Annotated in this window: 9 protein-coding genes and 1 pseudogene; all 10 read left to right on the top strand. The window is 43.2% G+C overall.

Going from position 1 to position 14598, the window contains the following annotated elements:
* Positions 1-326: 326 nt before the first annotated feature.
* Positions 327-2360: an elongation factor G gene (locus PN470_RS09205; RefSeq protein WP_272104362.1), complete on the top strand. Its 2034-nt coding sequence runs from the start codon at positions 327-329 to the stop codon at positions 2358-2360.
* Positions 2361-2514: 154 nt separating this feature from the next.
* Positions 2515-2730, top strand: a pseudogene (locus PN470_RS09200) (PhzF family phenazine biosynthesis protein); the annotation flags it as partial.
* A 271-nt stretch (positions 2731-3001) separates the two neighbouring features.
* Positions 3002-6064: an FkbM family methyltransferase gene (locus tag PN470_RS09195; protein ID WP_271935906.1), complete on the top strand. Its 3063-nt coding sequence runs from the start codon at positions 3002-3004 to the stop codon at positions 6062-6064.
* Positions 6065-6090: 26 nt separating this feature from the next.
* Complete coding sequence (locus PN470_RS09190) at positions 6091-7455, top strand: FkbM family methyltransferase (protein WP_271935905.1); 1365 nt, start codon at positions 6091-6093, stop codon at positions 7453-7455.
* A gap of 156 nt (positions 7456-7611) precedes the next feature.
* Positions 7612-7809 (top strand): hypothetical protein, encoded by a 198-nt coding sequence (locus PN470_RS09185; protein ID WP_016514400.1) that lies wholly within the window; start codon positions 7612-7614, stop codon positions 7807-7809.
* Positions 7810-7881: 72 nt separating this feature from the next.
* Complete coding sequence (locus tag PN470_RS09180; protein WP_016514399.1) at positions 7882-8634, top strand: class I SAM-dependent methyltransferase; 753 nt, start codon at positions 7882-7884, stop codon at positions 8632-8634.
* A gap of 195 nt (positions 8635-8829) precedes the next feature.
* The gene (locus PN470_RS09175; protein ID WP_016515364.1) at positions 8830-9576 is read left to right on the top strand and encodes an FkbM family methyltransferase; all 747 of its coding nucleotides are present in this window, start codon (positions 8830-8832) and stop codon (positions 9574-9576) included.
* A 26-nt stretch (positions 9577-9602) separates the two neighbouring features.
* Positions 9603-10385: a class I SAM-dependent methyltransferase gene (locus PN470_RS09170; protein WP_016515365.1), complete on the top strand. Its 783-nt coding sequence runs from the start codon at positions 9603-9605 to the stop codon at positions 10383-10385.
* Positions 10386-10428: 43 nt separating this feature from the next.
* Positions 10429-11178, top strand: a complete 750-nt coding sequence (locus PN470_RS09165) for an FkbM family methyltransferase (RefSeq protein ID WP_016515366.1) — start codon at positions 10429-10431, stop codon at positions 11176-11178.
* 311 nt (positions 11179-11489) lie between these two features.
* Positions 11490-14228: a beta strand repeat-containing protein gene (locus PN470_RS09160; protein ID WP_272104358.1), complete on the top strand. Its 2739-nt coding sequence runs from the start codon at positions 11490-11492 to the stop codon at positions 14226-14228.
* Positions 14229-14598: the final 370 nt, after the last annotated feature.

Here is a 14598-nt window from a genome sequence, read left to right as displayed (position 1 = left end):
CCCCACACCCCACACCCCACACCCACGAAAAACTTATTTAGCAAACCCTAGTTAACATTTATTCAAGTTCCTTAACTAAAAGTAGGCGAGATTTTACAAGAGATTGCGAGAATGGGATGTAATGCTTGAGACTGAGTTAGGGTGAAGAGTAGGAAAGAATACACCTGTAGCACTGGGCAAAATTATGGCAAGACAGGCCTTTCACTTCTAAATACGTCCTGAGAGTAATTTTCAGTGCTATGACAGTATATTTCCCAAGGGCGATCGAGTGTAAATATCGCCCAATCGCCGCAACTAATCACTAAATCATTCTTGGGGGTATCTGTATGAATCAAAGTATCGGAGCAAACACGCGTAATGTGGCCCTTGTCGGCCCCTACTCCAGTGGAAAAACCTCCTTACTGGAAAGTTTACTTTTCGTCACAGGAGCGATCACCAGAAAAGGCAAAATTAGCGATCGCAACACCGTTGGTGATAGTTCCACGCAAGCGCGGGATCGACAGATGAGTGTAGAAGTTTCCGTTGCCCATAGTCAATACCAAGACCTAAATTTTACCTTTCTCGATTGCCCCGGTTCGATCGAATTTGCCAGTGAAACCTATAATACCCTCGTCGGGGCCGGTGCTGCTATTATCGTTTGTGAACCGGTGGTCGATCGAGTTCTCACCCTGGCTCCCTTGCTAAAATTCCTCGATGATTGGGAAATTCCGCATCTAATCTTCATCAACAAGATGGATCGCTGTAATAGTCACTTTAACGAAGTCCTACAAGCTCTCAAATCCGTTTCTAGTCGTCCCCTCGTTCCCCAGCAATATCCTATCCGTCAGAACAACGAAATTATCGGATTCATCGATTTAATCAACGAACAAGCTTATCATTACCATGCTAACAGTCCCGCCGACCCTGTAGCTTTACCCGACCACCTCAAGGAAGAAGAACAGATTGCTCGACAAGAAATGCTAGAAACGATCGCCGAATTTGACGATCATCTTTTAGAAGAACTCCTCGAAGATATTAACCCCTCCCGGGAAGAAATTCTCCAAGACTTAAAACAAGAACTGGGAGCCGATCAGATAGTACCCGTGTTCTTCGGTATGGCGGAACGGGATTATGGTGTGCGTCATCTCCTTACCGCTTTAGTGGAAGAAACACCGGCCCCGACAATTACTGCCAACCGTCGCGGTCTCGATCCCAGTGCGGATGGAGATGCAGTGGTACAAATCCTCAAAACCTATTTTACTCCCCAGGGCGGTCGCCTGTCCCTAGCGCGAATCTGGCAGGGAACCCTTAACGATGGCATGGCCTTGAACGGTGTGCGGATTGGTGGTATCTATCGTCTCATGGGACAACAACAACAACCCCTACAGCAGGCCCAAGCGGGGGAAATTATCGCTCTCGGTCGTTTGGAAGGAATCGGCACCGGAGACGTGGTTAGCAGCGGCAGTCAAAAACCCGATCTTCCCAGAGGATTACAGCTTAAACCCGTCTTTGCTCTCGCTATTGCCGCCGCAAATCGCAAGGATGAAGTGAAATTAAGTTCAGCTTTGACAAAACTGATCGAAGAAGATCCTTCCCTCTACTGGGAACAACACGGTGATACTAAAGAAGTGATTCTTTGGGGACAGGGAGAAATTCATCTGCAAGTGGCTCTCGATCGCCTAGCACGCAAGTATAATCTACCGATGACCACCCATTTACCCCAAGTTCCCTACAAGGAAACGATTAAAACCAGCACCAAATCCCACGGACGCTATAAACACCAAACCGGCGGCCACGGTGCTTTTGGTGATGTGTATCTCGATATTAAACCCTTACCCCGGGGGGAAGGTTTCCACTTCCATGAAACCATCGTCGGTGGTGTCGTCCCCAAACAGTATATCCCCGGGGTGGAAACGGGAGTGCGGGAATATCTCGGTCATGGTCCTTTGGGTTTCCCCGTGGTGGATATCGATGTTACTCTCACCGATGGTTCCTATCACAGTGTCGATAGTTCCGAACAAGCTTTTAAACAAGCGGCCCGTCTAGCGATGACGGAGGGACTGCCTAAATGTCATCCGGTCTTATTAGAACCAATTCTATCGGTGACGGTTCTCGCTCCCTCAGAATACACCGCCAAGGTTTTACAGTTAATCAGTGGCAAACGCGGTCAAATTCAGGGTTTTGAAGCTTCTGCGGAGTGGAAAGGTTGGGATCAGGTGACGGCCTATCTCCCCCAAGCGGAAATGCACGATTTCATCGTTGAATTGCGTTCTTTGACTATGGGGGTTGGTTTCTTCCAGTGGGATGAGGATCACCTGCAAGAAGTGCCAGATAAACTACGCGATGCGGTTTTAGCTATGCAGGGTAATGGTAACAAGTAAAGTCTTCTTGGCTGTCAGTAAGGTAGAGCGATAAATTACCAAGAGATGGGTCTTTATTGGCTCATCTCTCCCTTTTCTGGCAAAAAATGACAGAAGGGTTCCATAAGATTATCCTAGTGCTATACTGCCCCAAATTAGTCTCGGAATTCTCAAACTAGGGGGATTAGAATCTTCTATGGAAGGAATGAATCAATGGAAGATAATCTAAGGAGTGGAAATGGGCAGACCCAGCAGTTTACAATTAAAGTTTCAGAAAAACAACCGGTCAATCACGGAAGTTTCTCTGGGTGGTGCATCAGTTCTAGTCTGCCAAGGTAAGATGATAATTCCCGATGGGGAAACAAAAAGTGATATCAAAAGGTCATTGTGAGAGCAGTTGCCGAAGTCAGTAAAAAGGAGATGAACAATCTTAAAACATTAAGACCTGCAAGGATCAATCTCGGTTTTGTGGGATGGATGAGAATGAACTTGACAGGGTATATCGAAAAATATAAAATTTCTTGAGGGATAACCAAGAAAAAATACGGCAGTTATCTTAATGACGAGGCCGTAGGCGAAACGAGTTTATACCTTGTTTTTCAGAGAAACCCTGTCAAAATCAATGAAATGTCTATAGCTAAAGCCTATTAAAATTAATCATTATGCTCACTTCTTATCAGGAACTACAAAAAAAACTTAGTTTGTCGTTACAAGACTTAAATAGTTTTGCCGACAAATTCCAAGAAAGTTATGATATTATAGTATCTTCAAACGAAATCAATGAGAATCACGGTGTCGGGGTTCTTTTAAAGAGAATTTTCCCTGATACCAGTGAGATAGTCTCCCTACGAACCACTAATCTCTACGGAGGAGATCAAGATTTTGGTGTCCAGAATTTTTGCCTAGATGTGCGCGGTTGTTCCTACGGGGAAATTTTAGTAAAAATCCAAAATTTATTTGTTTATTTAAAACCGAAAAGAGTCTTAGTAATTCCCTACTTTATCGAAGATTTTTATGTAGCCACAGCGATTAAATCTCTCTTTCAAGTCCCGCTCTGTACCTACCTGATGGATGATCAGAATGTCTATGTTGATGGCGTTGACGATGAAGCAGTTCAGAAATTAATCGATAGCAGCGATTTAATTTTAGGCATTTCTCTGCTCTTGGGACAAGCCTATGAAAAAAAATATGGGCAGAAGATCTGGTTTATCCCTCCCCTCGTCGAAAGCTATCTGTTTCCCCCTGAAATTGTCATGCCTGATCTGATGGGGCGAGGTATTTTAATTGGTAATATTTGGTCTCAGAATTGGTTAGAAAAACTGCGTCAGTTATGTCGGGAATCCCAAATAAAAATTGATTGGTATGGTAATCCCAATCGTCAATGGTTGCAATTCCAAGAGGAAGAATTAGCGCAGGATGGAATTTTCTTTCAAGGGTACTGTCCCCAAGCTGACCTAATTAACCGCCTACGTCAAGCTCCTTTTGCTCTTGTTCCCACTGGCAGTTCCCCACAAGAACAGGATCGGCCAGAATTCTCCTATTTGAGCTTACCCTCCCGCATCCCTTTTATCGTCGCTGCCGCTAACACCCCCATTCTGGTGGTCGGTCAGAAGGATAGTGCTGCAGCTAAATTTGTGCAAGAGTATAATCTCGGTTCTGTCTGTGATTATGCGGCCGTAAATTTCTTAACAGAAATCGCCAAACTCCGCACCTATAACTATCAACTAAAACTTCGTCAGGCTAGTCATCAATTAGCCAAAAGCTTAAAAGCCGATCATTTTGACGATTGGCTCTGGCGATCATTAGAACAGGGACAACCCATCGATGATCGCTTTGCTATCTTCCAGAACCACTACATCTGCGGCAATGCTGTCATTACCCCCTGTGAAGTCAATCAACAGCACGGCACAGGGGCCCTAGTAAAAAGAATCTTTCCCGATAATCGTCAAATTATTTCCATACGTTCCGCTGATCACTACGGTGGTGAACAGAATTTTGGCGCTTTCAGTCTTCTTCTTGATCACCAGGAACTATCGCGAGCGCAAGTCTTTCAGTCAGTGCTAAAAACCCTTGGACACAACCAGATTGAGAGCGTTTTTTGTGTCCCTTACTATGCCAGCGATCTGCTGACATCGATCGCTATTAAGGAGTTATTTAATGTTCCCCTTGCCACCTACATCATGGACGATCAAAATATCTGCGTTCAGGAGATTCCCGATGCTTTAATGAAAGAGTTTTTAAGCAAATGTTCCGTTCGTTTTGCCACCCATCCCGAACTCCGCGACGCTTACGAAAATAAGTACGGCTACAAATTTTGGCTCCTACCGGCGATCGTCCCCCACCGTCTCATTAATAGTGAAGTTGCCGAAGTTTCTCCCCAACGCTGTCAAGAAAAATGGGGAGCTTTATTAGGGAGCATTTGGAGTCCCCAATGGTTCCAATCTCTTTTAGAGAGTATTCAAGGAGCAGGAATTAAACTAGATTGGTATGGCAATTCTAACTATTATTGGCTCCAAGAATCTGCCGCAGAATTAGAAAAATGGGGACTTTATAGCCAAGGACTTTATCCCGAAGAACAACTAGGACAACAACTACAAGCATATCCCTTTGTTATTGTTCCCACGGGAACCATGGACGAAAGAGATGATCGGACAGAATTGTCGCGCCTTAGTTTACCCGGCCGGATTATTTTTAACCTCGCCACCGCTAACACCCCAGTAATTCTTTTAGGCAGTAATAAAACCTCGTCGGCTAACTTTATTAATCGCTTTCAAATTGGTGTGGTTTGTGATTATACACCTGAAAGTTTGGCAGCAGCCGTGGACTACGTTCTTAAACCAGAAAATCAGCAAAGAATGCGAGAAAATGCCGTTAAGGTAGCGGCAAAATTCTCCGATCAAGGGATAGATCAATGGGTGTGGCAGTCCCTAGAAAAAGAACAAGCAGCCGATGACAGATTTGAAGCGATTTTACCTCGATCGCCAATCGATTTAGTTCACTTTATTGAACCACCCGTTCCCGCAATTATTTATAAAGATTATGCTCAAGTATATCAAGTCATGCGACGTTTACGAGGGCAAAAATATCAGCCCGATTTTGTGGTTGATGTGGGAGCTTCCCACGGTATTTGGTCTCATACCGCTAGTCAATTATTCCCAGAAGCTCGCTTTATCCTCATCGATCCGCTAATCTCAAAATACGAGCAATCGGCCAGAAATTACTATATCTGTAATATTCCTAAAGCGGAATTACTAGAAATTGCCATCTCTAATCAAGCTGGTCAGTTAAGTTTTCAAGTTTCCCCCGATTTGTACGGTAGTTCCTTGCTTACTCCCGCTGATTTTAGAAACTATGAAACGATTACAGTGGCAGTAAAAACCCTCGATCAGGTGGCGACAGATGAGCAAATTTCTGGCAGGGGAATATTAAAATTAGACGTGCAATGTGCCGAGCATATCGTCTTAGAAGGAGCGAAAGAATTTATCGCTCAGGTGGATTTAGTCGTGGCTGAACTCTCCTTTATTCGCTATGATCAGGACGCTCTCGTTTTCAATGAAATGCTTAATCTTTTGGATCAGCTTGGTTTCCGTTATTATGACGAAACCGGCGAATGGAGATCCCCCATTGATGGCACACTTCTCCAAAAAGAAGTGGTCTTTATTCGTCAAGATTTGTTAGTTCCTGAAACTAGCCGTAAAATTGAAAATTCTCCCAGTCAAGCTTAAGACAATTTACCCAATTACTAGCCAAAATGATCAAACAATTATTAGCCAAAAATAAAATAGTTCAGCGAGTTAAAGCAGTCAAAGATTTATTTCTAGAAAAACTTGATTCACTCAGTCATGTCCAATTTGACCAACTCCAAAAACTGGAAAAACTGGAGAAACTTAATCAGCTTGATCCCTTAGATTTTAAAGTTGAGCAACTTAATAACTCCACGGAGCAAATCCGACAAGAAAATGCAGAAGCCAAGCGAAAGGCTGATTTATCACTGGAAAATCAAGCTTTTTTGCTCAAGTTTTCCGTAGATATCGTTCAAGGCATTCAACAATTTAACCAAGATTCCCAGCAACAACAGCAAGCTATTTATCAGGCGATCGAGAAAATTTATCAAGATTCCCAACAGCAACAGCAGGCTATTTATCAGGCGATCGAGAAAATTTATCAAGATTCCCAACAGCAACAGCAGGCTATTTATCAAACGTTTCAACAGTTTCAAAAAGAAACTCAGGAATATTTTCAAAAAAATCAGGAAACACTCACAAATATTTATAGTGATATCCATAGCCACAAATTTAAAGTTGTTACTAATCAGATTAATTTTCCAGGAGTTGAAGTTGAATTGATGTGTTATTTATACTCCTATCTTCCCTATCCTTCTGCCTTAGATATTGGAGCCAATCAGGGGGATGTAACAGAAAGACTATTGCAAACAGGCTATGAAGTTTATGCCTTTGAACCGTTTTTACCCGTTGTCGAAAAATTAAAAAATCGTCTATCTAATTTCTCTAATCTTCACGTTTTTCCTTTAGCATTAGGAGCGATAAATGAGGAGAGAGAGCTGCACCTAGTCGGGGATCAAAATCTGGTTAATGACCCCAATAGTCAACCCCTTTATCCTGACGCTGACTATACTCTACTGAGCAGTATTAACATCCATTCGTTACCAGAAGGGATGGTCTTTACAGAAAAAGTTCCTATTACGGTGACAACTCTGGAAACCTTACATCAGCAACAGCAGGTTCCCATGGAAGTTGGTTTGGTAAAAATTGATACCGAAGGTTTTGACTTACAAGTTATTCAAGGGATGGGAGATTATCGTTATCCTGTGGTAGTTGCTGAGTTTTGGGATGAAAAGTTTCCTTTTGGTGAGTTTGGGGTGGACAACCGCTTACCGAATCTTGTCGAAGCAATGAAATTACGCGGCTATCGTTGGTTTATTGTAATTTATCGAGTATTTCCTAATAATGAGGTGAGTTTTTATTGTAATCACTTAATATCCGTTGGTAGTTCATGGGGAAATGTTTTCTTTTTTCAGGAGCATTCTATTTTTAGTGAAGCACTTAAATGGTGTTCCTGTGTCATGCCCGCAACTTATTTCTCTAATGCTTATTAAAATCTTGGATAAATATTGAGTTGTTTAATCAGGGATAGTTTGAAAAAATCCTAGTCCACGCTCAAGTATGGTTGAAGAAAAAAGTTGGTGTTTTTTACGAATTTATGGTATTCTCCGAGAGGAACACAGTGGCAACCTTAAGTGCGGTGCATTGCTATGAAGGAAAGAGATTATCACTGGCATCTAGTTATCTATCGTATTTGGGGCAGTTCCGACGTTAGTTATTACTGTAATTCTGCCTATTCCCTCGATAATTCTTGGGGCAATGTTTTCTTTTTTCAAGATTATCAGGTCTTTCATCAAGCCCTACTTTGGTCTGCTTCCGTTATGCCAGCTACCTACTTTTCTGCTTAATTTTAATTAGTAGGATTTTAGGTAAAATCTGCTAACAAATCAGACTGTAAAACAGCAATAAAGAGTAAAATTATGGCAAGTAAATTTCAAGAGTATGTCAGTCAATCAGCTTCAGTTGAGGGATTTTTTATAGAGCAAGCCGCTATAACCTGGGATTGCCTACTAAATTATCAAACCAGCCATTATATCAAAGGTAATTTTTTGGAAATAGGAGTGTGGAAAGGAAAATCGGCTATTTTATCTTGTCTTCATGCTAACCCAGAAGAAACCTGCCTATTAGTTGACTTGATTATGTTTGACGAAGCCCAAGAGCTTCTCAGAAATGTACACTCTAACAGTAATTTTTATCGATGTAAATCTCAAAATTTTTGGCAAAATGAAGCTAATCTTCACCAGTTTTTTTCCAGCTGTAGATGGATCCACATAGATGGAGCCCATTCCGGTTCCGCTTGTTTTAACGATTTACAGATTGCTAATCAGCTTTTGAGTGAGGAAGGAATAATTTGTATGGATGACTTTTTTAACCCCAGTTATCCCCAAGTGACAGCCGCAGTTTTTAACTTTCTTGATCAATTTCCTTTTTCCCTGAAACTTTTTCTGTGTGGTTTTAATAAAGGTTATTTAGCTCGCCCCTACTACTGCGACAACTATCTTCGTTATTTATTGGAGAATTTTCATAATGATTTATCGATGATAAACTATTCAGAAAAAATCACTCTCTATAAAACTTCCAGACCGGGAGATTTTAACTGCTTTGGTTTGCGGGAATATCAAGGGAAAGATTTTGTAGGATTAGATGAAGATAGCAGCAAAATCCTAATCTAGTTGGACTTACAGCGTTGCCTATAAAGATGAAGTATAACGGGATTTGGCATCATCTCTGCACCACCAGCTACTGTTCGAGTGTTCCGCAGTTCTGGCGTTCCCTAAAACCAGAGACTTCCTACTTCACCATTAAGATAACTGCCATAGTAGATTAATTAGTTTCTCAAAAACAACTGCTTGTTAACTGTTTCAATTATGACTAACAAAACTAATCAATTTAACGAAGATTACCAAAAAATGATGGATGACTTGGACGATCAAGTTTTGCAGGAAGTCCGACAAACTTTTAGACGGCTTAAAAAACTCGGCCATGAACCTAGAGTTATCTTTGATGTCGGAGCTTCTAATAGTGGTTGGTCTTGTTACATCAAAAGAATTTTACCGGAAGCAGAATTTTATTTATTTGAACCTCTCATAGACCACTGCTCTGACTATCAAGAGTTCCTTGAAAAAGCCCTGGAAATATATCCTTCCTTTAAATTACACAAAATTGCTTTGGGAGAAAAAACAGGAGAAATCACCATGAATGTCTTTTCTGATAGCGTGGTCAGTAGTACAGCTTTAGATATGACCAATACTGGTGTACGGACGACTCCTATTAAAGTCCAACAAATGACCTTAGATGATGCCATTGCCACCTTGAACCTACCAATTCCACAAGTTATTAAAATCGATACTCAAGGCAGTGAATTATCGATACTTAAAGGGGCAGAAAAAACGCTACCCCATGTGGATATTTTAGTTCTAGAATGTTGGCTCTATCGAGGCTACGGATCAAACACCCCCCTGTTAACTGAAATTATTGAGTGGTTGTTGTCCTATAACTTTCGACTTTGGGATGTGGGAGACCCCTATCGCAATGAACAGGGGATTTTAGCCACATTGGACTGCTTTTTTATCAACACCAAATCTGGCCTAATGCCCGATTGGTACTACGCCTAAGTCACTTATTAATTGTCAGGATATTTATGGGATATTTAGACTATTATGCCAGAGATTGTCTCAAGTATGTGCCGAGTCATAAACTGCACGAAAAAAAAGTCCTAATTGTCGGCTGTAATGATGGTAGAGACTGTCAACTTTTCCTTCAGTCAGCCGCAGTACATGGAGTTGATATCTGTGCAGAAATTGGGACGGGATTTGTTAACGAGAAGGTCACTTATTTTAAGGAGTCAGCCGAAGCAATGTCTCGGCCTGATAACTATTATGATATAGTCTTTTCGGCGGCAACAATGGAGCATATTCTTAACATTGAAGCAGCCTTTGCTGAAATGTTTCGTGTGACTAAACCGGGAGAATTGATTTACTGCGTTGGTGCGTCTCTGTGGAATTCTTACTATGGTCATCATCAGTATGGCTTGTTTTCAGATTATCCCTGGATTCACTTAAGATTAGCAAAAAATCAAATATTAGAGTATCTTAACCAACATAAAACTCTTCAGGCTCTAGTTCCCTTTGTTGAGCTGCTGGAAAAACTTAATTTGCTTTCTGTACCTTTAATTAAGGACGACCAAAATAGCTACGCAGAAAATTTAGTAAATTTTATGTTTTCCGATTATTTTAATTTTCGACCATCAACTCAATACCTAAAAGCTGTTGAACCTTTGGATGTTTCCTACATCATCAGAGATGAAATTTGGCAGGACGGCGAGAACTTATTAACCGATGAAATTCTGGAGGAATTAAATGCAAAAGGTTATACAAAAGAAGAGCTTTTATCAGTTTCCCATACCTTTGTAGCCATCAAGTAAAACTATTAAGAAAAATACAATATCAAGCAGGACAAAAGAACTCGTGACTGAACTCGCTCCCCATAACCCATCTCTGAGGGCTGACTATCAAAAGCACCAGGACAATCTGGATGACTCCGTTCTTCAGTTAGACCGTCAAGCTTTTCAACGGTTAGCTAACTTAGGCTACCACCCCAGCATTGTCTTTGACATTGGTGCCTCTGACGGTGTTTGGTCTTTCTACATGAAACAAGTCTTGCCCCAGGCTAACTTTCACCTCTTTGAGCCACTGATTGATCACAGTCCTGACTATCGCCAGTTTATGGAGGAAACCTTAAGAATTTATCCGTCCTTCTCCTTGCACAAGTATGCACTAGGCGATCGCAATTGTCATCTGGCCATGACTGTCTTCGACAATATTTTAGCCAGCAGTTGTCTGAGCGTGACTCCCCCCGATCAAGAGACACGGCTCGTCGAGGTTCCCATGCTAAGGTTGGATGAAGCAATGCAACAATTGAATCTACCCCAACCTCAGGTCATTAAAATTGATACCCAAGGTAATGAGTTAAGTATTTTGAAGGGAGCTACCCAGACCCTAGCCAAAGTGGAAGTTCTTTTGCTAGAATGTTGGCTGTATCGTGGCTATGGGCCAGAAACCCCCCTATTAACGGAAATTGCTAACTGGCTACTTCCCTTCAATTTCCGGCTATGGGATGTTACTGAGCCTTATCGAAACCCAGAGGGGATTTTGGCTTCCCTAGATTGTGTCTTTGTCCACACGAATGCCAGTTTTCCCAAAAATTGGTACTACTGAAGCCCTCTGCTCCCTTGTTTCAGCGGGAACTAATCAGGTTCTAGAGAAGTCCTGGCCAACCTAGATGCAAAATCAATTACCAGCTAAGCGATGAACTTTTTTTGAATCTTGATTACTGCCAAGTCTAGTAAAACTAAATGAACCGAGATCTTGACAAAAGCAATGGTTTTTAGTTACTCTTAGACTCGATAAACCTGATAACATATCTCTACTCTGATCACCACCATGATGTGGTTACATAACCTCTACTATCTGTCATCATGATGTAGCTATCCCTCTCTAAGTAAAACTTTTGGAGTTCAAAGAAAACTATGGCTCTTCTTCCTAGCAGTGCTTTAACCTTCCTCAATATTGCCTATTTTAAGGCTCCAGTTTCCCCCATTAGCTTTAATCAAGCTACCTATAGTTGGGTAGAGGCTGTACAGGGATGGGCGGCAGCCGCTTCTGATCCTGCGACCTTTAACAGCCTCACCAATGGCAATCCCCCAACCTACGGATATCTCATTTCTCCTAGTACAGGAAATGCGGAACAGTACGTTAACGATGTCTATCAGAATCTTTTTGGTTCCGGCCCTTCCGCAGCGAATCTCACTTATTGGAAAAACTGGCTGGCACAGTTTGGCAATAATATCTATATTGGCAAAGACGGAACCAACTATGGCATTGCCAGCTATAAGGCTTTAGTTGTCGCAGTTTACGAATATGCCACCGCAGACGAGATTGCTGCCCTCACTAACCGTCAAACGGTTTCGCAGTACTTCAGCACCTCCATGCAGAGTAATCCTTCGGGAAGCGTGCCTTCGTTTAATACGGCTCAGTATAATGCTGGGTGGGCGAGCATCAGCACGGTTACTAAAGATCCCGCTACCGTAACGACGGCTAAAGCCAGTATCGATCAGTACATAGCAACGACGGGTAGTGTGGGCAACAGTTTTGTGTTAACGCCCGATGTGGACATTAAGTCAGGAAACCAGTTCTTAGCTCCTCCCGTAGCAGGCTCGGCAGGCGGTGTTCTGAATACCTTTACTTCGGGTGATCAGTTAACGGGAACAGGAACTAATCCCACCTTGACCATTCTCTGGCAGCAGGATACGGCGGGTATTACCACTGTTCAGCCTACCCTGTTAAAGGGTATCAGTACCTTGAATGCGACTCTAGTGGCCAACGATCTGAAGGTTCTTTCCACCTTCGTTACGGGTCTGAAGACGGTCAATATCAATGACACCAGTGGTAATTTGACAATGACTAACCTCCAGTCGGCCCTGGAGACGATTTCTATCAGTCGTAGTTTTAGCGGCTCTGATGCTACCTTCACTATTGCTGATGCGGCTTTAGCAGGCACTGAAGATGCTCTAGCAATTAAGCTGAATCAAGTTGTTCCCGCAGCTTTCCCTGGTTTGAATACTGTGCTCGCAGTAAGTAACCTTTCTGGGACGGGCGGCTACGAGAAAGTTTCCGTGAACAGCGCCGGTTTCAGCAATACCATCGAAATAGGAGGAGTCCTAGGGCTGAAGTCCTTAACCATTACTGGTGATAAAACTTTAACTCTTGCCGGTGCTACTTCCCTAGCGAATACGGTAACGCTAGTAGATGCGAGCGCGTTTAATGCGGATTTGACCGTGACAAATGTCGCTCCCACTGGCAACTTAGAGTTTAAAGGCGGCCTAAAAGTTGATACTTTTACCCTCAGCGCGACGGCGGGTAATCACACCCTATCGGGAGGGGCTGGCGATGATAATCTCACCATTGGCAATAATAGTACGGTGAAGGTATCTGGAGGAGATGGTGATGATCGCATTACTTTCACTGACGGCTTCACTAAAACCGATGTTATTGCTGGTGATGCTGGGGTTAATACCTTAGCGTTTGCAACTCCTGCCAACGCAGAGGCGATCACGGAGGAAGATGCGAACATCACAGGTATCCAAACCTTAGCCTTAAACGCGCCTGGTAATGCCGCTGAAACCCTTCGGGCGGACTTCTTTGGCAATGATGTCAAAACCGTTACTCTGGAAAATGGTACTTTTGCCGCATACACTGTCCGTTATAACACTGGACAAAATACCCTTAACATTTGGAAAAACACTGGGGTATTAACGTTGGCAACTAACGGTACGGCGACCACCGACAAGGTTACAGTGAACTTAGTTGGCCGTCCCGTAGGGGTTTCAAACGATATCACGGTTAATGGTCTTGCGCTCAACCCTGTGGTTGGTACCACAGAACTCTTTACCGAAAGCTTGGTGATTAACTCTAGCAATGCAGCCACGGGTCATACTATTGGTGCTGGGGGCATCATCTTCAAAGAGGCACCCGGCGTAAACGAGACAGTCACCGTGACGGGGAATTCAGGTCTGACCGTTCAAGGTGCCATCATAGCAGATACAGTGGACGCTTCGGCCCTAACCGGTACTACTGGTTTAACAATGAACTTTGCCATGGGGAATGCCGCCAATGGTGCGACGGTTCTTGGTTCTCTCACGGGCGTGAATAAGTTACAGGGATCGGCCTTCAATGATACGATCACGGCAGGCGGAGCCGGCGACACCTTAATAGGAAATGGCGGAGCGGATACCCTAACGGGCGGTGCAGGCGTTGACACCTTTGTGCAAACTGCTGGGGCGACTGTCGCTCTGACACAGGGTCCAGCCGTGGGTGGTTTTGGAACTGTTAACTTAACCAATGGAACTGTTGCTCAGTTGACCAACTTAACTGCTCCCGCTCCTGCACCAGTCGATCCTCTCTCTGGCCCCGATATTATCCAGTCATTCGAGGCCACTGACCTGTTCCGAACAGGCTCTGCTGGCAACTATACCTTGTTAGGAGCGGGTGGAGCTATTGCTATCGGTCAAAACTTTGGTATCCGAGGGAACTACACTGCCACTGGCACTGGTGCTGGTACTTTTACCGTCAATATTGCGGCAGGTAACGATCTGCTTGTGTTTACGGCAGCGGGAGTAGCCTTGAACGCGGGCGCCAACTTGGGCACTAACTTAAGCATCCTTCAGGGAGGTGGCGCATTAGCCCTAGGGGCAGCCAACTTCGTCTAAATTTTATCCGCAGAGATTAGTTTTGTCTGTGTCTAATTTAGTCCGATTTGTATCGTGCCAAGGTTCTACCTTGGCACGATAAAAGGGAGGGTCTCCCTCCCTTCTCTGCTCCCCTGATCTAGTCATAGTAGGGTTAATTCATCAATCAACTCTCAAAGGTAGGGTTAATTCATGAATTAACCCTACCTTTGATAAGGGGGGTGTCGATCCCCCCTTCCCCCCTTGATAACTGTCCTTTAGTCACATCTTTCTTAACACTTCAAACCTTTGTAGCACAAGGCTTTCAAGACTCGGTTAACAATTTGTAATATTCCTTGTTGACACCCTTACTGACAAAGAAAAAACTGAAATCAAGTCAGGATAAGGGTTG

The sequence above is a fragment of the Microcystis sp. CS-574 genome, from assembly GCF_028329095.1.
Taxonomy (GTDB): Bacteria; Cyanobacteriota; Cyanobacteriia; order Cyanobacteriales; family Microcystaceae; genus Microcystis; species Microcystis ichthyoblabe_A.
Note: the sequence above shows the minus strand (reverse complement) of the source record. Positions and strands in the feature narration are given on the sequence as shown.

Coding starts and splice junctions, on each gene's coding strand:
- PN470_RS09205 (WP_272104362.1), top strand. CDS start 327: ATGAATCAAAGTATCGGAGCAAACACGCGTAATGTGGCCCTTGTCGGC.
- PN470_RS09195 (WP_271935906.1), top strand. CDS start 3,002: ATGCTCACTTCTTATCAGGAACTACAAAAAAAACTTAGTTTGTCGTTA.
- PN470_RS09190 (WP_271935905.1), top strand. CDS start 6,091: ATGATCAAACAATTATTAGCCAAAAATAAAATAGTTCAGCGAGTTAAA.
- PN470_RS09185 (WP_016514400.1), top strand. CDS start 7,612: ATGAAGGAAAGAGATTATCACTGGCATCTAGTTATCTATCGTATTTGG.
- PN470_RS09180 (WP_016514399.1), top strand. CDS start 7,882: ATGGCAAGTAAATTTCAAGAGTATGTCAGTCAATCAGCTTCAGTTGAG.
- PN470_RS09175 (WP_016515364.1), top strand. CDS start 8,830: ATGACTAACAAAACTAATCAATTTAACGAAGATTACCAAAAAATGATG.
- PN470_RS09170 (WP_016515365.1), top strand. CDS start 9,603: ATGGGATATTTAGACTATTATGCCAGAGATTGTCTCAAGTATGTGCCG.
- PN470_RS09160 (WP_272104358.1), top strand. CDS start 11,490: ATGGCTCTTCTTCCTAGCAGTGCTTTAACCTTCCTCAATATTGCCTAT.